This window comes from Salinarimonas soli (genome assembly GCF_008386575.1).
Classification (GTDB): domain Bacteria; phylum Pseudomonadota; class Alphaproteobacteria; order Rhizobiales; family Beijerinckiaceae; genus Salinarimonas_A; species Salinarimonas_A soli.
Genome location: NZ_VUOA01000007.1, coordinates 108,229 through 124,517, shown reverse-complemented (window position 1 = coordinate 124,517; position 16,289 = coordinate 108,229). Strand labels below are relative to the sequence as shown.

Annotated in this window: 19 protein-coding genes and 1 pseudogene; 11 read left to right on the top strand and 9 right to left on the bottom strand. The window is 70.6% G+C overall.

The genetic code is table 11. From position 1 onward, the window contains the following. Positions 1–98: 98 nt before the first annotated feature. A complete protein-coding gene (locus F0L46_RS04085; RefSeq protein WP_188311841.1) occupies positions 99–1,100 on the top strand; it encodes a glucokinase in 1,002 nt (333 codons plus the stop codon). A 21-nt stretch (positions 1,101–1,121) separates the two neighbouring features. Here the strand turns inward: F0L46_RS04085 and ptsN are convergent, their stop codons facing one another. The 4 genes from ptsN to F0L46_RS04065 form a co-directional block, all read right to left on the bottom strand. Further along, a complete protein-coding gene (ptsN, locus tag F0L46_RS04080; RefSeq protein ID WP_149815757.1) occupies positions 1,122–1,586 on the bottom strand; it encodes a PTS IIA-like nitrogen regulatory protein PtsN in 465 nt (154 codons plus the stop codon). Positions 1,587–1,671: 85 nt separating this feature from the next. After that, positions 1,672–2,250: a ribosome hibernation-promoting factor, HPF/YfiA family gene (hpf, locus tag F0L46_RS04075; RefSeq protein WP_149815756.1), complete on the bottom strand. Its 579-nt coding sequence runs from the start codon at positions 2,248–2,250 to the stop codon at positions 1,672–1,674. Between the two features lie 114 nt (positions 2,251–2,364). Then, entirely contained in the window at positions 2,365–3,696 is a 1,332-nt protein-coding gene (locus F0L46_RS04070; protein ID WP_149815755.1) for an APC family permease, read from the bottom strand. Positions 3,697–3,794: 98 nt separating this feature from the next. Further along, complete coding sequence (locus tag F0L46_RS04065; protein WP_149815754.1) at positions 3,795–4,169, bottom strand: hypothetical protein; 375 nt, start codon at positions 4,167–4,169, stop codon at positions 3,795–3,797. Between the two features lie 241 nt (positions 4,170–4,410). Between F0L46_RS04065 and F0L46_RS04060 the strand changes: the two genes are divergently transcribed. Both F0L46_RS04060 and F0L46_RS04055 read left to right on the top strand, forming a co-directional pair. Further along, positions 4,411–4,716: a DUF1244 domain-containing protein gene (locus F0L46_RS04060; protein ID WP_149815753.1), complete on the top strand. Its 306-nt coding sequence runs from the start codon at positions 4,411–4,413 to the stop codon at positions 4,714–4,716. Positions 4,717–4,836: 120 nt separating this feature from the next. Continuing rightward, complete coding sequence (locus F0L46_RS04055) at positions 4,837–5,100, top strand: DUF2312 domain-containing protein (protein ID WP_149815752.1); 264 nt, start codon at positions 4,837–4,839, stop codon at positions 5,098–5,100. 535 nt (positions 5,101–5,635) lie between these two features. Here F0L46_RS04055 and F0L46_RS04050 read toward each other — a convergent pair. Further along, positions 5,636–6,559 (bottom strand): LysR family transcriptional regulator, encoded by a 924-nt coding sequence (locus F0L46_RS04050; protein WP_149815751.1) that lies wholly within the window; start codon positions 6,557–6,559, stop codon positions 5,636–5,638. A 112-nt stretch (positions 6,560–6,671) separates the two neighbouring features. Between F0L46_RS04050 and F0L46_RS04045 the strand changes: the two genes are divergently transcribed. The 4 genes from F0L46_RS04045 to F0L46_RS04035 are packed head-to-tail and all read left to right on the top strand — an operon-like array spanning position 6,672 to position 9,411. Further along, the gene (locus F0L46_RS04045) at positions 6,672–7,601 is read left to right on the top strand and encodes an EamA family transporter (protein ID WP_149815750.1); all 930 of its coding nucleotides are present in this window, start codon (positions 6,672–6,674) and stop codon (positions 7,599–7,601) included. A gap of 17 nt (positions 7,602–7,618) precedes the next feature. Then, a complete protein-coding gene (locus tag F0L46_RS26015; RefSeq protein ID WP_188311840.1) occupies positions 7,619–7,783 on the top strand; it encodes a hypothetical protein in 165 nt (54 codons plus the stop codon). Positions 7,784–7,787: 4 nt separating this feature from the next. Then, complete coding sequence (locus F0L46_RS04040) at positions 7,788–9,038, top strand: MFS transporter (RefSeq protein ID WP_149815749.1); 1,251 nt, start codon at positions 7,788–7,790, stop codon at positions 9,036–9,038. Beyond that, positions 9,028–9,411 (top strand): hypothetical protein, encoded by a 384-nt coding sequence (locus F0L46_RS04035; RefSeq protein ID WP_149815748.1) that lies wholly within the window; start codon positions 9,028–9,030, stop codon positions 9,409–9,411. The genes F0L46_RS04040 and F0L46_RS04035 overlap by 11 nt, the downstream gene beginning before the upstream one ends. Positions 9,412–9,415: 4 nt before the next feature. Here F0L46_RS04035 and F0L46_RS04030 read toward each other — a convergent pair whose 3' ends face one another. Continuing rightward, positions 9,416–9,991, bottom strand: coding sequence for a cysteine hydrolase family protein (locus tag F0L46_RS04030; RefSeq protein ID WP_149815747.1), 576 nt, complete (start codon positions 9,989–9,991; stop codon positions 9,416–9,418). Between the two features lie 120 nt (positions 9,992–10,111). After that, positions 10,112–10,534 carry an Lrp/AsnC family transcriptional regulator gene (locus tag F0L46_RS04025; RefSeq protein WP_188311839.1) on the bottom strand — a complete coding sequence of 141 codons (423 nt, stop codon included), beginning with the start codon at positions 10,532–10,534 and terminating at the stop codon, positions 10,112–10,114. A 462-nt stretch (positions 10,535–10,996) separates the two neighbouring features. Between F0L46_RS04025 and F0L46_RS04020 the strand changes: the two genes are divergently transcribed. Together F0L46_RS04020 and F0L46_RS26770 are read left to right on the top strand one after the other, a co-directional pair. Then, on the top strand, positions 10,997–11,830 hold the full coding sequence (locus F0L46_RS04020) for a YqcI/YcgG family protein (protein WP_210247596.1): 834 nt from the start codon (positions 10,997–10,999) through the stop codon (positions 11,828–11,830). A gap of 493 nt (positions 11,831–12,323) precedes the next feature. After that, positions 12,324–12,446 (top strand): annotated as a pseudogene (locus F0L46_RS26770) (GapR family DNA-binding domain-containing protein); the annotation flags it as partial. A 61-nt stretch (positions 12,447–12,507) separates the two neighbouring features. Here the strand turns inward: F0L46_RS26770 and F0L46_RS04010 are convergent. Then, complete coding sequence (locus tag F0L46_RS04010) at positions 12,508–12,873, bottom strand: TfoX/Sxy family protein (RefSeq protein WP_240539860.1); 366 nt, start codon at positions 12,871–12,873, stop codon at positions 12,508–12,510. Positions 12,874–12,999: 126 nt separating this feature from the next. On the opposite strand from F0L46_RS04010, the gene F0L46_RS04005 reads away from it, so the two are divergent. Both F0L46_RS04005 and F0L46_RS04000 read left to right on the top strand, forming a co-directional pair. Further along, positions 13,000–13,341 (top strand): DUF1330 domain-containing protein, encoded by a 342-nt coding sequence (locus F0L46_RS04005; RefSeq protein ID WP_149815744.1) that lies wholly within the window; start codon positions 13,000–13,002, stop codon positions 13,339–13,341. 83 nt (positions 13,342–13,424) lie between these two features. Beyond that, positions 13,425–14,057 (top strand): dioxygenase family protein, encoded by a 633-nt coding sequence (locus tag F0L46_RS04000; RefSeq protein ID WP_149815743.1) that lies wholly within the window; start codon positions 13,425–13,427, stop codon positions 14,055–14,057. A 6-nt stretch (positions 14,058–14,063) separates the two neighbouring features. On the opposite strand, the gene F0L46_RS03995 is transcribed toward F0L46_RS04000, so the two are convergent. Beyond that, the gene (locus F0L46_RS03995) at positions 14,064–16,196 is read right to left on the bottom strand and encodes a hybrid sensor histidine kinase/response regulator family protein (RefSeq protein WP_149815742.1); all 2,133 of its coding nucleotides are present in this window, start codon (positions 16,194–16,196) and stop codon (positions 14,064–14,066) included. Positions 16,197–16,289: the final 93 nt, after the last annotated feature.

Here is a 16,289-nt window from a genome sequence, read left to right as displayed (position 1 = left end):
GGCCGGCGATTAGGCCTCGACGGCGCGGCGGATCGAGGTCACCACTAGGTAAAGCCCGGCTGCGCCGTCCGGGCGGTTTCGAGCGTTGTCGTCCCGCCATGACCCCTATCCCTCACCCCCTCCTCGTCGGCGACATCGGCGGCACGAACGCGCGCTTCGCCCTGGTGCCCGAGCCCGGCGCCGCGCCGATCCCCGTCCTCCACACCCGCACGGCCGACCACGCGTCGGTCGAGGAGGCGCTCTCGGAGGCGATCGCCCGCTCGCCCGTCCGTCCCGCCGGGATGGTCCTGTGCGTGGCGGCCTTCATCATGGGGCGGACGGCGCGACTCACCAATGCGGGCTGGACCTTCGACGGACCGGCCCTCGCGCGCCGCTTCGCCCTCGGCGGGGGCCTGCTTCTCAACGATTTCGAGGCAGCGGCCTTGAGCCTCGCGGTCCTGCGCGGGGAGGACGTGACGCCCATCGGCGCGCCGGTGCCGGTCGGGCGCGGCGCCCGGGTCATCCTCGGTCCCGGCACGGGGCTGGGGGTCGCGGCCCTCGTCGAGGCGGGAGGCTCGACGATCGCGGTGCCCGGGGAGGCGGGCCACGTCTCGTTCGGGCCGGCCAACCCCGCCGAGGAGACCTTCTGGCCCCATATCGAGCGCGTGGCCGGGCGGATCACGCCGGAGGTGCTGCTCTCGGGGCCGGGTCTCCTGCGCCTGCACCGGGCGCTCGCGGCGTCGGAGGGGCGGGAGGTGCCCGAGACGGAACCCGCCGAGATCGCCGAGAAGGCGCGCTCCCGGGCCTGCCCGCATTGCATGAACGCCGTGCGGGCCTTCCTCGATCTCCTGGCGCGGTTCGCCGGCGACATGGGGATCGCGCTCGGCGCCACGGGGGGCGTCTACCTGCGCGGAGGGGTGATCAGCTCGCTCGCGCCGATGATCGACGGCGACCGCTTCCGCGAGGCCTTCACCGACAAGGAGCCCGTCGGGGCCTTCGCCCGGGCGATCCCGAGCTTCCTCATGACCTCGGAGGACGCCGTGATGCGCGGCCTCGCCGCCGTCGGGGCGGCCCCGGGACGCTTCGGCCTGCACGATCCCGAGCGGCTGTGGGTGGCGTGAGCCTGGCGCCGGCAGCCGCGCTCAGGCCGCCCGCGGCGCCGAGGAATGGGTGAGCACGGCATAGAGCGCCGCGCCGTCGCGCGCCGCGCGGGCGCGCTCCACGAGGCCGGGCTCGCGCAGCGCCCGCGCCACCCGGGCGAGCGCCTTGAGGTGGTCGGCCCCCGCGCCTTCGGGCGCCAGGAGCAGGAACAGGAGGTCCACCGGCTGCCCGTCGATCGCCTCGAAGTCGATGGGCCGCTCGAGCCGGGCCACGAGGCCCACGAGCCGGTTGATGGTGGACAGCTTGCCGTGCGGGATCGCGATGCCCTCGCCGATCCCCGTGGACCCTAAGCGCTCGCGCTGGAGCAGAGTGCCGAAGATCTCGCCCTCGTCGAGCCCCGTGAGGCGCGCGGCGGCGGCGCTGATCTCCTGGAGGGCCTGCTTCTTCGACTGCACCCGCAGGGCCGGCAGGACCCCCTCGGGGCTCAGAAGTTCGGAAAGAGGCATGGGCTCCATCACGATTGAAGTGCGTGGCCGACGCGATTCGTCAGGCAAGGGTCGGGCCAGGCGGTGATCGGGGCAATGAACCAGATCAAATCTGCGCCGGCGGATCGATCCAGCCGATCGCGCCGTCGCGACGGCGATATACGACGTTCAGGCGCCCGGTGCCAGCGTGCTGGAACATCATGAACGGGACACCCGTGAGATCGAGCTCGATCACCGCCTCGCTCACCGGCAGGCGGCGCAGGGACGTGGTGCTCTCGTGGATCACCACGGGGCTGAAGCCCGCCTCCACGCTGTCGTCGTCGGGTGACTCGATGATGGCGTAGGGTGCCTCGATCGGCGTCTCCCGGGCGGAGCCGCTGCCTGTTCTGGCGGCACGGTCGCGCAGGCGCTCGCGGTGGCGGCGCAGCCGCTTCTCGATGCGCAGGGCCGCCTGATCGAGGGCCATGTAGGGGTCGTGCGCCGCCCCCGTGCCCTCCACGGTGATGCCCGAGCGCAGGTGCAGCACGCAGTCGATCTGGTAGGCGGCGCCGTCGGGCGCCACGGTGACGTGGCCCTCGCAGTGCCCGTCGAGAAACTTAGCGAGCCCCGCCCGGATCCGCTCGTCGATGCGCCCGCGCAGCGCCTCGCCGATGTCCATGTTCCTGCCCGTGATCCGAAGCCCCATCGAACCCCCCGACCGCTCGCCGTGACGGGCCGGCCGGTGGCCGAACCGATCCGTCGAGTCGTAAGGTCGGGACAAGGCCAAGTCAACGAACCGGCTCGGCCCGTGCGGGGGCGCCTACTCGGCCGGCACCTCCCGGGGCACCCTGTTCATCAGGAGGAGCGGCAGGCCGGCCAGCACCACGGCGATGCCGACCAGGGCCCCCGTGCCCGTATAGGCGACGCTCGAATAGAGCATGTAGAGGCAGGTGAGGCAGAACAGGGCCGGCGTGAGGGGATAGAGTGGCACCCGGAAGGGGAGCGCCCGGTCGGGCTCGCGGCGGCGCAGCACGACGACCGCGGCGCCCACCATGAGCAGGAAGAACCAGAAGACGGGCGCCGTGTAGTCGACCATCGCCTGGAAGCCGCCCCGGGTCGCGGCGCCGAACGCCACGAGCGCGAGGGCGATCACCCCCTGGAGCAGGATGGCGTTGGCCGGGTTGTGGCCGCGCGGATCCCACAGGCCGAGGCGCGGCAGGAGGGGCAGGTCCTTGCCCATGGCGTAGTAGACCCGCGCACCCGTGAAGATCGTGGCGTTGAGGGTGGAGAGCGCGGCTGCGACGACGCACAGGCTGAGAAGGATCGCGCCCGTGTCGCCCGCGGCAAGCCGCATCATGTCGGCCCCCACGGCCTGCGAGGCGCGCAGGCCCTCCAGGCCGAAGACCGAGAGGAAGGCGAGGTTCACCGCCACGTAGATCGCCGTGACCGCGAGGGTCGCGAGCACGAGGACGCGGACCATGTTGCGCTGCGGGTCCTTCATCTCGGCCGAGAGATAGGCGGCCTCGTTCCAGCCCCCGTAGGTGAGGAGCACGAAGATCATCGCCATCCCGATCGCCCCCGATCCGGCCGACGGGGCGGCGGGCGGGGGCGCCTTGGCGCCCGAGAGGACGCCCACGAGCACCACGATCGCAAGGGTGGCGAGCGTGAGGGTTTCGAGGATGATCTGGGCCCGCTTGCTCTCCAGGCTGCCCACGTAGTTCAGCGCCGTGAAGACCGCGATGGCGAGCCCCGCGTGAAGCGCGCCCCCGAAGGGCCCGAGGGGCAGCAGGACCTGGGCGTAGTCGCCGTACACGAAGGCCACCGCCGCGATCGCGCCCGTCTGGATCACCGTGCCCCGTGCCCAGCCGAAGAGGACGGCGAGGGAGCGGCCAAAGGCACGCGAGAGGAAGTGGTACTCGCCGCCCGCATGCGGGTGGGCGGCCGCGAGCTCGGCATAGCACAGCGCGCCCACAAGGGTGACGATGCCGCCGAGGAGCCACACGCCGATGAAGGCCCACTCGCTCGTGACCCCCGAGGCGACGAGGGAGGGCGTCTTGAAGATGCCGATCCCGATCACGATGCCGACGGTGATCAGGACCCCGTCGACCACGGACAGGGTGGGGCGGGGCGCGGCCCCGGATGGATCCGACATAGAGTTCTCCGGCGATGACTTGGGGCCCGGACGGGCACGCGGGGGCGGGACGGGATGCGTGGGTGCGGCGGGTCCTCGGGGCCTGCCGCCCGAAACGGTCAAGAGGCGCGCCGGGCGCTCCAGGCGCCGCCCCCGATGAGGTTGCCCCCGACGCGGCCGGTGAAGGCGCGGTTCTGGCCGCCCCCGGGCTCGGTGGCGAAGGACAGCTCGTCGCCCCGTGGGCCCACGGACCGGGGGGCGTCGTCGCGCCCGTCGACCCGGACCACGCCCTGCCCCTTCTCCTGCCGGTCGGGCGTCCAGTCGCCCATGTCGAAGGCGTGCGACACCGCATCGTCGTCCTGGGTCGAGACGGAGGGAACGGCGAGGAGCCTGGATCCGGTCTGCGCGAGGGCCGCCCCGGCGGTGATCAGGCCGGCCGTCGGGACGGCGGCCGTGAGCGAGCGCGGACGGGTCAGCAGCGTGCGAACGAGCATGGCGTAGCCTCGTTGGGTGCCCCCACCCCTGCGCGGCGCCTCGACGCGGGTTTCCCGCTTGTCCGACGGGGGCGGGCGTCGCTGTGGCCCCATCGAGCGCTGCATCGCGAGGGTGGAACTGGGCGACCGCGAAGGCAAGTCAAGCCGCGGTCGAAATTGCGTGATCGCCCCGGCCGCCGGGCTGCCCCTTGAACGCGGGCGGCCGGGTGCCCACAAGAACGGGACCACGAGGAGCCCAGCCATGCCCGATCTCGACCCGGCCCTGCGCACCGAACTCGAAGCGGCGGCGTTCCGCCGGCTCGTCGAGCACCTGCGCGGCCGCGCCGACGTGCCCAACATCGACATGATGAACCTTGCCGGTTTCTGCCGGAACTGCCTCGGCAATTGGCTCAAGGACGCGGCGGACGAGCGCGGGGTCGCGATGACGAAGGACGAGAGCCGCGAGCTCGTCTACGGCATGCCCTACGACGAGTGGAAGGCCCGGCACCAGGCCGAGGCGACGCCCGAGCAGAAGGGCGCGTTCGAGAAGGCGCGGGCCGGGCACTGAGGCGAGCCGGCCGGCGTCCGGCTCCGCCCCGTTAACCCGGCGCTAACCTTGTGAACCCTAGCTCCTGGCCTTAAAGAGCCGGCTCGATCCCGAGACGGCATCGGACCACAGGGGCAAGGAATGGATCATCATAGCGATGCGGTCCCGACCGATTCGGTCGCAGCCGACCAGCTCAAGGCCTTCATCGAGCGCATCGAGCGCCTCGAGGAGGAGAAGGCCGGCATCTCCGGCGACATCAAGGACGTCTATGCCGAGGCCAAGGGCAACGGCTTCGACACCAAGGTCCTGCGCAAGATCGTGGCCTTGCGCAAGCGCGACCACGCGGAGCGCCAGGAGGAGGAGGCGATCCTCGAGCTCTACCTCCAGGCGCTGGGCATGGCGTAGCCCCCGGCCACCTGTGCAGGTACCCAAACCGGCCAATTCCACCGATAAACTGCAACGGATCGGCCCCATGAATTGCATATGGGGTCCACCCCCGCTGGGCTTGGGGCCCGCCGCTCCCCATGTGCCTTGCCAGAGCCGCGCGTACCCTCCGAAGCGGGTGATCCGGAAGGTGTCATGAGGGCAGGAGCGCTGGACAAGCAGGTCATCGTGGGCTCCGATTGCGAACTCGTAGCCATCGGCTCGCGGCCGGCCGTGGCAGCCGGATGGGGGCCGCTACCGAAGCCATGCCCAGGAGCCTGCTCGAGGTTGGGGGGGCACCCTGATCGAGAGAGGTCTCGCGGCTCTCCAGGACTCAGGGGTTCGGACGAAGGTCCCGGTGCCGGGCTACCTCCACGACATGCACGGGCGCACCGTGAGGCGGCGCCTTGACGGGTCATTCTGCTGGATCGTGATCAATCCAGGCGATACTCGCGGGAGCGCGTCGCGGTTCGGTCGTCCTGCGCAGATGCCAACACACGGCAAGGGAAGATGCCTGTTATGAAGGGGTGCAGCCGGTTACCGCCGTTGCCGCTCGCGCCTCGATCAGTGCGAGGAGCGCGCGGGCTGCCGGGTTGAGAAATCCGCTTCGTCGCTGCACAAGGACCACAGGGACCGTGGTCGCAAAGGTAGGCGCGTCGAGAACGACGATCGTCCCTGACCGTAGTTCCTCGCCAATGGCGCTGACGGGCAGCAGGGCAAGGCCGAAGCCAGCCTCGACGAGGCGCTTCTGGGCCGTCAGGCTATCCACGACCACGACCTGGGCCTCGTCGAGGCCAGCGGCCGCGAGCCAGCGGTGAAGGACATGGGCGAACGTCTCACGCCCACCGCGATTGAGGCCAAAGCCCACCCACCGCTCCGCTCGGAGCTCCTCCGCCTCGATGGGCCCGGCGGTTGCGAGTCGATGATCGGCTGGGGCGACAGGCACCATGGCCTCGTATCCTACCACGGCGGTCTCGAGCTCCCGCGCGCCGTCCGTGAAGTAACGCAAGCCCAAGGTGACCTCGCCGCGCCGCACAAGGTCGCTCACCTCCCGACTGTTGGCCGTGCGAAGATCGAGACGCACGGTCGCGTGTTCTCGGACGAAGGCCTTCAGCACGTTGACGAGGTCGGTTGCCGCAAGCGTGCCCACGAGGGCAAGCGAGACCGTGCCCCCGATCCCCTCGCGCGCGACGCTCACCGCCTCGACCCCATCACGCAAGATTGCGAGGGCGGCCTCCGCAAAGGGCAGAAAGGCGCGGCCGGCCTCCGTCAGCACGACCCGACTTCCGAGGCGCTCGAGAAGCGGCGCATTCAGCTCCTCCTCAAGCAGCTTGACGCGTCGGCTCACCGCGGGCTGCGACCGGTGAAGGTGGCCGGCTGCCCGGGCGAACCCGCCGAGCTGCGCGATCGCCACGAAGGTTTCGATCTCGTCGAGGTTCATCGCGATCAGGAAAGCGGATGGGACCAGTGCAAACTTTGCATTCGACAGATGAGGGCGCAACCGAGAATGTCAGAGCCGCGACGCTGCGCGGAGCGGCCGGAGCACAGCCACCGTGAACTCGCCGCCGACGCTGCTCGGCCTGGGGCTGTCAGGGGGAGCGGTGCCGATGACCATGCGGCATGTCGGAATCGGCGTCCTCGTCGCGCTCTTGTGGGGCGGCGCCTTCGTCTTCGCCCAGGTCGACCTCGACGCGTTGCGACCGCTCCTCTTCGCCTGCCTGCGCTTCATGCTGGTGGCGCTTGCGGCGCTGCTCGTCGCCCGCCCCGCTCTGCCCTGGCGGGTGCTCGCGGGGCTTGGGCTCACACTGGGCGTGGCGCAGTTCGGGCTGCTGTTCCCGGGCATGTCGGAGGGCGTCTCACCGGGGGTCGCCTCGCTCCTCCTGCACAACCAGACCTTCTTCACCATCGGCATGGGCGTCATTGTGCTCGGCGAGCGGCTCGAGGCGCGCCAGGTCGTGGGTATGGCGCTGAGCGCGGTGGGCCTTGCCCTGCTGATTGGGTCGAGGGACGGGCAGGCCGCGCTGCCGGGGGTGATGTGCGTCCTGGGGGGCGCTCTGGCGGGGGCTACCGGCAACCTCCTGCTCAAGCGGGCCGGCGGGAGCGACATCCTTGCCACCGTGGTCTGGAGCGCCGTCTTCGCGCCCCTGCCGCTCTTGTTCATGTCCTTCGCCTTCGAGGAGCCTGCCCGGATCGCGGCAGGCCCGGCGGCCTCGGACTGGAGCACGGCCCTCGCGGTGGTCTACGCCGCGATCCCCTCCGCCGTCGTGGCCTGCGCGATCTGGGAACGCCTTTCCCAGCTCTACGCGGCGGGCGAGGTGATGCCGTTCTTCCTCCTGGTCCCCGTCGTCGCGCTTGCGATCTCGGCTGCCTCTTTTGGGCGCTCGCTGACGCAAGCTGAAGCTGTAGCTTGCGCTTTCACTCTACTCGGGCTTTTATGCGCCATCGTGCCGGCCCGTAATCGACCGGCCGCGGCGCATCCATGAACCGTGGAGAAGAAATCATGAGCGAAGTCCTGAAGATCGTGACGGGCCTGTGCCCGCCCAGTGCCACGGACAAGCTCGTAGAGTTCGATTTCACCTCGATGGCCACGAGCGTACCGGAAACCTGGACGCGCGATACGGGCTGCCCGGTCTGCGGCGACGTCGCGATGGCGAGCAGGGCATAGGACGATGGGATCGGGCTACATCCTGCTGCTCGCCGCCTATGTGGTGTCCATCGTCGGGGACTGGAGCTTCAAGATCGCGATCCCCGTGATCGTGATGGAGCTCACGGGATCGCCGTTGCTCATGTCGGTTGCCTTCGCGTGCTCGTTCGCGCCCTACATCGTGATGATGCCGCTCGGCGGCGTCGTCGCGGACCTGTTCCGGCGCCAGCGCATCCTCTACCTGGGAGATTTCGCGGCCGCGGCCCTGTGCACCCTCATCTGCGCCTACCTGGCCCTGGGCGGCACGAACGTCTACGTGCTCTTTCCCGCCCTGTTCGGGCTCGGCATCGTCTCATCGGTCTACCACCCCGCCTTCCAGAGCTTCATCCCGAACGTCGTCGCGCGGGAGGCCCTGCCACGGGCCAACGCCACCTTCGCGACGAGCGACAACCTCCTGAACCTGCTCGGCCCCGCCATCAGCGGCGGCCTCGTCGCCGCATTCCGGCCGGACTGGATCATCTGGTTCAACGCTGCGTCGTTCCTGGTCTCGGGCCTCGCGATCCTCGCGATCCGGGCCCAGGTGCCCGAGGTGGCGCGCCAGGTGCGGGTGAGCGTCGCCGGGATCGGGCGTGACCTTGCGGACGGGTTCCGCATCGCCTGGTCCGAACCGATCATCAAATGGGGCACGATCCTCTTCATCGGCGAGAACTTCGCCACGAACGCCATCCTGGGGAACGAGATCTACTTCCTCACCGAGGTCCTGGGCCTATCGGTCTCGCAGGCAGGGCTCGTCATCGGCGCCTCGGCGGCAGGGGCGGTCGCCGGCTCCCTGGTCGCCCCGGCCCTGATGGCGCGTTTCGCCCCGGGGCGCCTGATGCTGAGCTGCCTGTTCGTCATCGCCGGTGGCACGGCGGTGATGCTGCTCGCCCAGAACCTCGGCATAGCGGCCGTCGTCCTCGGGCGAGGCCTCCTCATGGGGGCTCGGGCCGTGATCATCGTCACGATGTTCACCTATCGCCAGCGCGTGATCCCGCAGGCCTATCTGGGGCGCACGGTCGCGATCACCCGCACGATCAGCTACGTGCCCGTGCCGGTCTCCGCCGTGGTGGGCGGCTATGTCCTGGCGCAGACCGGCGGGAACATGCAGGCGGTCCTGCTCATGAGCGTCGGCACGCTGCTGGCCTGCGCCCTGCTGGGGCTCCTCACGCCCTTCGCGCGGGCGCAGCAGCCCGGCGACCTGCCGTCCGCGCCCCTGGAGGAGTCCCATGCCCGATAAAGCCCTTCGCGCCGCACGCACCTGCTACGGACACCTCGCCGGCGAGATCGGCGTGGCGCTCTTCGCCGACCTGGTGCGTCTCGGCGTCCTCGACCCGGTCGGAGGGGAGCCCCGCGACCGGCATCACCGCCCCGCGGTTGCGGTGACGCCCGCAGGACGGCGGCATCTGCAGGCAATCGGCTACAAGGGCCCGTTCGAGGCGGCTTCCTGCCTCGACGGGACGGAGAAGCGGCCCCATCTGGCAGGCCCTCTCGGCCTCGCGCTGACGCGCTTCCTCCTCGACCGCGGGCTTCTCGCCCCCGTCGCCGGCTCGCGGGTCCTGACGCTCCCGGGCGACCCGCGCGGCTTCCTGTGCGAGGCCGTCCGGCCGTGACGGCTCAGGCGGCCCAGCCCGTGCGCGGCAGCGCGGCCAGGAGGCCGTCCACGCCGGTCACGGTCGCGAACTCGAAGCCGAGGGTGGCCACGTGGACGGCATGGACCGTCCTCGCCGGGATCGTGCCGCCCTGGCCGTCGGGCAGGTCGAAGCAGTCGCAGGCATCGGCCACGAGCACCATCCGGTAGCCCAGGTTCGCCCCGACCCGCACCGTCGTCGAGACGCACATGTCGGTCGTGATGCCGAAGGCCACGACCGTGTCCACGCCGAGCCGGCGCAGGCGCAGGTCGAGATCCGTGCCGATGAAGGCCGAGTTGACGCTCTTGGTTACGAGCGGCTCGCCCGGCAAGGGCTCGAAGCCGGGCCGCAGGGCGTTCCCGGGCTCGCCCGGGCGCAGCGTCGAGCCGGGCTCGACCGAGTCGTGCCGGACATGGACGACCGGAAGGCGGGCCGCGCGCCAGGCCGCCAGAAGGCGCAAGCCCTCGCGGTCGACGAGGCGGTTCCACCGCCCGGGCCAGCTCGGGGCGTCGAAGCCCTGCTGCATGTCAATGGGAAGAAGGGCGGCGCGGGTCAGGTCCATGGGGCGATCTCCGTGATGTCCCAAGAGGTCTAGCGGGCGCCCGCGCCGGTCTCGACCCGGCAAGACGGCCGGCCGGCCCCGTCATTTCGCCGGGCGGGCGCCTCGCCGGCCTCCGGTCCCTCAGGCGCCGGCATGGACGGCGAGGACGGGCGCGGTGCGCACCTCGGCGACCCCGGGGAGCCCCGCGAAGCGCTCGCGCAGCGCCGAGAGCTCCTCCACGGATCCGACCTGTGCGAGGACCATCATGTCGACGGGTCCCGCGACGCTGTGGCAGATCCGGACCGCCGGGCAGGCGAGCACCGCGGGAACGAGCTGGACGCAGGTCGCGCCGGGCCGGAGGGTGATGCTGAGCCAGGCCTGGAGCGTCTGCGAGCCCGGGCGCGTGCGCACCGTGTAGCCCTGGATGACCCCGCTCGCCTCAAGCCGCCTCAGCCGCTCCTGGGTGGCGCTCCGCGACAGGCCGAGCGCCCTGGCGAGCCCCACCACGGGCTGGCGGGCGTCCCGGGCGAGAAGGCCAATCAGGGCGCGATCTTTGGCGTCCATGTGTCGAGCTGTTCCACCTTCCATATGAGCCTTCGACCGCTGGCATGGGCCTTGTCGCGTTCGAGCGCCGAAACACCCCTCCCAACACTGCAGCACCAGGGGCCTCTCAGTGTCGCCCACATCACTGGTGCTGCCAACTTCGTCGCACTGCCATGGGGATGGTCACCTGCCCCAAGACGATGCGCGTATCTCAACCCACGAAGCGTGAATGTAAAATCGACGTGCCGGATATTTCGGTGCAAATATGATGATTTATTTGACCGTATTCACTTGATGCGATTGCTGCAAACGTCGATCATAGCTGGGTTGAAGATCGGTCTAGTGCCAAAATCAGCACATACGTTTTGAGCGGCAAATATATTTTTTCTCCTAGCGTCTCGTTTATTTGCGTCACGTCGCATGTCCCCCATACCTGAATCCGCCTCTCGATGGACGATTTGCAATCGACCTGGAGGAAAGACGATGATCGAGCAAAGGCATCTGACGGACATTTTGAATGCCGCCGGCCAGCCAGCCTGGAAACGTGTGGCCCTGCGGCAGATCGAGGAGCGCCTGACGCCGCCCTCCGACTTTCCCTGCGTGTTCTCGCAGAGCGCCTATAGCCGGCAGAAGATCCGGTTCTCGTTCGTCCCCGACCTGAGCGATGCCTCGATCAACGCGGCGCGCCAGGACCTCGAGGCCTATGTCGCACTCTCCCGGGAATGGGACGGCACCGTCGGCAATGCCGAGCCCCTCCTCATGCTGTTCTGCCCCCAGACCGTGCGGGCCGCCAGCGTGGACGGGTACCACGCCATCGGCTGGCGCGTCCTGCAGGCGTGGCACGACGCCGACAGCCACGCCTGGCCTGCCGACGTGTCGACCGATCCGCACTCCCCGTTCTGGTCGATGTGCTTCGCGGGAATGCAGCTCTTCGTGAACATGAGCAATCCGGCCCACACCTCACGCCGCAGCCGGGTGCTCGGCGACGGGCTCGTCTTCGTGATCAACCCCCGCGAACGCTTCGACATCGTGGCGGGCGACAACGTCCAGGGACGGCGCGTGCGCGCCAATATCCGAGCCCGCATCGAACGCTATGACGGCCTCGCGCATTGCCCGCAGCTGGGCAGCTACGAGGCCGGCGAGATCGAGTGGTGGCAGTACGGGCTCCTCGACGAGAACCGCGAGCGCCAAGACCGCTGTCCATTCGCCGTGCGACCCGAGCAAGTCGCGGCAATCCCCGCCGGCTCCGCTGACAGCCGGCATTTCGCCGCGGTGGACGCCCTGCCGCCGCAGCGCGCGGCGGGCGAAAGCGCCTGACCCGCTCACCAGTAGCGCGCCGGCCGAGCCCGCGTCGTTCCCTTCCACCCTGGAGCCCCTGCCATCGCGGCATGGGGGGCGCTCAGGCTCAAGGACGAGATCGGTTTCCACGATCTCAGAGCCGACCTCGAACTCGCCGATACGGTCTGCCTGGGCGCAATCCCGGGCCACGGACGTTCGCTCCTGTATCTCGTCTCCCGGGTATACGAGGACGCACCGAACACGCCGCTCGCCGACATGCGGATCAAGGCTGCCGCGTGTTCCACCGTGCGTGCCCTGTCGCGCACCTTGCTGCCAATTCGACTCCCAAACCCAAGCTTTAGAGATTGCAGCCTTTGCGCGATCTTCGCGTGGCAGAACCGGTCCGCGAACCGGTCGCGTGTTCGGGGTCGGCCGGGACGGAAGACCGTCGGACACGCCCTGAAGGCTGGGCAAATTGTTGCGGGTGCCCGAAGCGGAGCTTGGGGCTACACCAGCGCTCGATCTGAGCTGGAGGCCGAAAGGCTTCGACACCAAGGTCCTGCGCAGGATCGTGGCCATGCGCAAGCGCGACCAAGCGGAGTGCCAGGAGGATGGGACCCTCGAGCTCTACCTCCAGGCGCTGGGGATGGCGTAGCGTCCAGCAACGCATCCTCGCCCCCCGGCACGGGAGCGGACCGCCGCCGTGATCTCGGATGCTAGGCTCCGCGTCCCCGGACCCGTCGGGGAGCCGGTGCCGGGAGGCTTGCCGCCGTGACGCGAACGAGGGCCGCGAGGCCGTCCGCGTCGTCCCAGCGCTCGCTGGGGATCAGGAGATGTGGCTTGGCGCCCGGATAGGGCCGCCCCTCCGGCACGTCGCCGGCGATCCGCCGTCCGGCCTCGGTGGGCTTGACGAACAGCTGCTCGTCGCAGACCAGGGCGACGAAGACCCCGTCGCAATAGAGCCCATGCTCGCCGAACATCCGGCGCGCCGAGATCGCGCCGGCGCCGGCCATCTGCTCGACGATGTAGTCCACGATACCCTGGCTGGATCCCACCGGCCCCTCCGTCTCTGCGGGGATCATGCGCCTCGCGCTCGGGCCTCGCCAAGAGAGCCGCCACGGGCGGCCACAAGGATTATTACCTCGCAGGCCATCGCGGCCGCGCCGTCGCGGGCGCAAGCTCCGGGCTCGTCATCCCCGGAGACCGCCATGCCCGCCTATGCCGTCGCCCATCTCCGTCAGGTCGATTTCGGTCCCGACATCGTGGCCTATCTCCAGCGCATCGACGCCACCCTGGACCCTTATGGCGGACGCTTCGTCGTCCATGGCGGCCCGGTCGAGGTGATCGAGGGTGGCTTCTCGGCCGACCTGATCATGATCGAGTTTCCCGATCGGGAGAACGCCCGCGCCTGGTACGCCTCGCCCGAATACCAGGCGATCCTGCGCCTGCGCACCGACCATTCCACGGGCGACGTCTTCCTCGTCGAAGGCGTGCCGCAGGGCTACCGGGGCGTCGACATCCTGAAGAAGCTCCCGCATGCCACCGCGTGAGGCGGGCGCCGCATTGCCCTTCCGCCGCGCCTCCCCATCTGTTCCTCTCGCGGTCCAGCCGGACCGGACAGGGAGCGCCGGAGATGCGCGACACGAGCCTCATCGGGCGCCGTACGCTTCTGGCGGGCGGCCTCGCGGCCCTCGCGACGGGTGCGCGGGCGGGGGAGCGGCCCCTGATCCTCACGCCGGGCCAGGTCGAGGGACCCTTCTACCCGGTCCAGTTCCCGGCCGATTCCGACAACGACCTCGTGCGGGTGACCGGGCGGGCCGCGCAGGCCATGGGCCAGGTCACGCATCTCGGGGGCCGGATCCTCGACCGTCAGGGACGCCCGATCCCCTCGGCGGCGGTCGAGATCTGGCAGTGCGACGCGCACGGCATCTACCGCCATCCCCGGGCCGCCGACCAGGCCCTGTTCGACGACGCCTTCCAGGGCTACGGCCGCACCATGGCGGACGCTGCCGGAGTCTACCGCTTCCGCACCATCCGACCGGTGGCCTATCCGGGCCGCACCCCGCATATCCATGTCGCGGTGCAGGTGCCGCACCGGGGCCTGCGCTTCGTGACGCAGATGTACGTGGCGGGCGAGCCGCTCAACGCCCGCGACGGGCTCCTCCAGGGCGTGCGCGACCGGGCGGCCCGCGAGAGCCTCATCGTCCCGCTCTCGCCCTCGCCGGAGGGGCTGGAAGCGACCTTCGACATCGTCCTCGCGGTCTGAACGGCCTTACGCCACCACGCGAAGGCGCCGGCCCGCGAGCGCCGCGCGGATCGCCTCGCGAAGGGAGGCCGCCTCGTAGGGCTTGCGCAACGTGGGGAAGCCCTCCTCGGCGGCGGACTGGGCCACCTCGCTGTAGCCCGTCGCGAGCAGGATCGGCATGTGGGGGTGCCGGGTCCGGATCATGCGGGCGAGGTCGACGCCGTTGACCGGACCGGGCATCACGATGTCGCTCACCACGAGATCGAAGCGGCCCTCGCCCTCCAGGAGCCGCAGGGCGCCCGCCGGATCGGCGGCATGGCGGACCTCGTAGCCGAGCTCCTCCAGGGTCGCCACGGTCACCTCCGCCACCGCCGCGTTGTCCTCCACGAGCAGCACGCGCCCGTGCCCGTCGCGCGGGACGCTGCTCTCGGGCGCCCCGTCCACGGCCGCGGGAGCCTCGCGGGTGCGGGGCAGATGGAGCGTGATCGTGGTGCCGCGGCCCGGCTCGCTCGCGAGCGACGCGGTGCCTCCGGACTGAACGGCGAAACCGTAGACCTGGGAGAGGCCGAGACCCGTGCCGCGCCCCACCTCCTTCGTGGTGAAGAACGGCTCGAACACCCGCGCCGCCACGTCGGGCGGGATGCCGCAGCCCGTGTCCGTGAGGCTCAAGGCGACGAAATCACCCCTCAGGCCGGCCACGCCCCCGTCGGCAAGCGTCGCGTTGCGGGCCGCGACCGTGAGGCGGCCCCCGTCGGGCATGGCGTCGCGGGCGTTGACGGCGATGTTGAGGATCGCGAGCTCCAGCTCGCTCAGGTCCACCTTCACGGGCCACAGGTCCGGGGCGACGGCGATCTCCACCGCGATGTCCCCGCGAAGCGAGGAGCGCAGCATGTCCTGCACGGCGGGCAGGCTGCGGCGAAGGTCGAGCACGGTGGGCTCGTGCACCTGCCGGCGCGAGAAGGAGAGAAGCTGGCGGGTGAGGCTCGCCCCCCGGCGCGCCGCCGTCGCGATCGCCTCCAGGGCGCGGCGCTGGCGCTCGTCCGGGCCCATCCGCCGCAGGCGCTCGACGTTGCCGTTGATCACCATGAGCAGGTTGTTGAAGTCGTGCGCGACGCCGCCCGTGAGCTGGCCCACCGCCTCCAGGCGCTGCGCCTGCTTGAGGGCGGCCTCCGCCGCCTGGCGGCGCGCCACCTCGGCCCGGAAGGCGGCGGTGCGGTGCAGCGCGAACAGGCTCGCCCCGAACAGGAGCAGGGTCGCGGGCAGGCCGAAGGCGAGGTGGCGCAGCATCGCCTCGCGCCACTCGCGCCAGATCGCGGCGGTCTCGATCCCCGCCTGCACGTAGACGGGATAGCCCGGCACCCGGCGATAGCCGATCTCGCGCTCGATGCCGTCGATCTGCGAGGTGGCCCTGAAGCGCCCCGCCTCCGGCTGCTCCGCCAGCCGTTGCAGGAAGACGCTCTGCCGGTTCAGCCGCTCGGGGCCCTCGCCGCGCGAGGGGAAGCGGGCCAGGAACGCGCCGTCCGCCCGCACGATGCCGAAGGAATCGGCGATGCCGCGGGAGATCCGGGCGTAGAAGGTGCGGAAATGCTCCGGCCGCACCGAGATCGCGATCACCCCGTCGAAGGCGCCGTCGGGGGTCTCGCGCCGCCCGCTCACCACGAAGAAGCGGCTGGAGCCCACCCGGGCGGTGATCATGGCACCGATATGGATGCCAGCCCCGGGCGGGGTCTGGGCCTGGAAATAGTCCCGGTCGGAATTGTCGAGGCCCCGCGGCACGGGCAGGACCGTGCTGGAGACGAGGGGGTGCCCGGCCCGGTCGAAGGCCCAGATCGCCTCGATGTGGGGCAGGGCGGCCTGGCTGCGGGCAAGGCGCCGGCTCAGGCGCTCCTCGTCGGCCCGCAAGCCCTCGTCGGTGGCGCCGCGCAGGACCTCGCCCGTCTCGGCGATGGTGCGCTCCACGGTCTGGAGGGCCGCTGCCGCGTGCTCCTGCACGACGTCGAGCGCCCGCTCGATGCGCTCGGCGGACTGGGCCTTGATGCTCTCGTGATTGACGTAGCCCGCATAGCCGAAGAGCAGCGCCGGTCCCAGAAGGCTCAGCACCACCATCGCGCGCAGCGGCCGAACGATCCCCGGATCGGCCTCGGTTCGCGAGCCCCCCATTCACGCCCTCTTCACGCCACGACCCGATGCGGAACAGCCGCCCTCAACGCACGCGAGGCCCGAAGGTTCCCGAGGCTCCGGACCCCCGCCGGA

Bases quoted from the DNA above. Each gene is read 5' to 3' on its own strand.
- F0L46_RS04085 (WP_188311841.1), top strand. From the start codon at position 99: ATGACCCCTATCCCTCACCCCCTCCTCGTCGGCGACATCGGCGGCACG.
- ptsN (WP_149815757.1), bottom strand. From the start codon at position 1,586: ATGCCTCTTTCCGAACTTCTGAGCCCCGAGGGGGTCCTGCCGGCCCTG.
- hpf (WP_149815756.1), bottom strand. From the start codon at position 2,250: ATGGGGCTTCGGATCACGGGCAGGAACATGGACATCGGCGAGGCGCTG.
- F0L46_RS04070 (WP_149815755.1), bottom strand. From the start codon at position 3,696: ATGTCGGATCCATCCGGGGCCGCGCCCCGCCCCACCCTGTCCGTGGTC.
- F0L46_RS04065 (WP_149815754.1), bottom strand. From the start codon at position 4,169: ATGCTCGTTCGCACGCTGCTGACCCGTCCGCGCTCGCTCACGGCCGCC.
- F0L46_RS04060 (WP_149815753.1), top strand. From the start codon at position 4,411: ATGCCCGATCTCGACCCGGCCCTGCGCACCGAACTCGAAGCGGCGGCG.
- F0L46_RS04055 (WP_149815752.1), top strand. From the start codon at position 4,837: ATGGATCATCATAGCGATGCGGTCCCGACCGATTCGGTCGCAGCCGAC.
- F0L46_RS04050 (WP_149815751.1), bottom strand. From the start codon at position 6,559: ATGAACCTCGACGAGATCGAAACCTTCGTGGCGATCGCGCAGCTCGGC.
- F0L46_RS26015 (WP_188311840.1), top strand. From the start codon at position 7,619: ATGAGCGAAGTCCTGAAGATCGTGACGGGCCTGTGCCCGCCCAGTGCC.
- F0L46_RS04040 (WP_149815749.1), top strand. From the start codon at position 7,788: ATGGGATCGGGCTACATCCTGCTGCTCGCCGCCTATGTGGTGTCCATC.
- F0L46_RS04035 (WP_149815748.1), top strand. From the start codon at position 9,028: ATGCCCGATAAAGCCCTTCGCGCCGCACGCACCTGCTACGGACACCTC.
- F0L46_RS04030 (WP_149815747.1), bottom strand. From the start codon at position 9,991: ATGGACCTGACCCGCGCCGCCCTTCTTCCCATTGACATGCAGCAGGGC.
- F0L46_RS04025 (WP_188311839.1), bottom strand. From the start codon at position 10,534: ATGGACGCCAAAGATCGCGCCCTGATTGGCCTTCTCGCCCGGGACGCC.
- F0L46_RS04020 (WP_210247596.1), top strand. From the start codon at position 10,997: ATGATCGAGCAAAGGCATCTGACGGACATTTTGAATGCCGCCGGCCAG.
- F0L46_RS04010 (WP_240539860.1), bottom strand. From the start codon at position 12,873: ATGATCCCCGCAGAGACGGAGGGGCCGGTGGGATCCAGCCAGGGTATC.
- F0L46_RS04005 (WP_149815744.1), top strand. From the start codon at position 13,000: ATGCCCGCCTATGCCGTCGCCCATCTCCGTCAGGTCGATTTCGGTCCC.
- F0L46_RS04000 (WP_149815743.1), top strand. From the start codon at position 13,425: ATGCGCGACACGAGCCTCATCGGGCGCCGTACGCTTCTGGCGGGCGGC.
- F0L46_RS03995 (WP_149815742.1), bottom strand. From the start codon at position 16,196: ATGGGGGGCTCGCGAACCGAGGCCGATCCGGGGATCGTTCGGCCGCTG.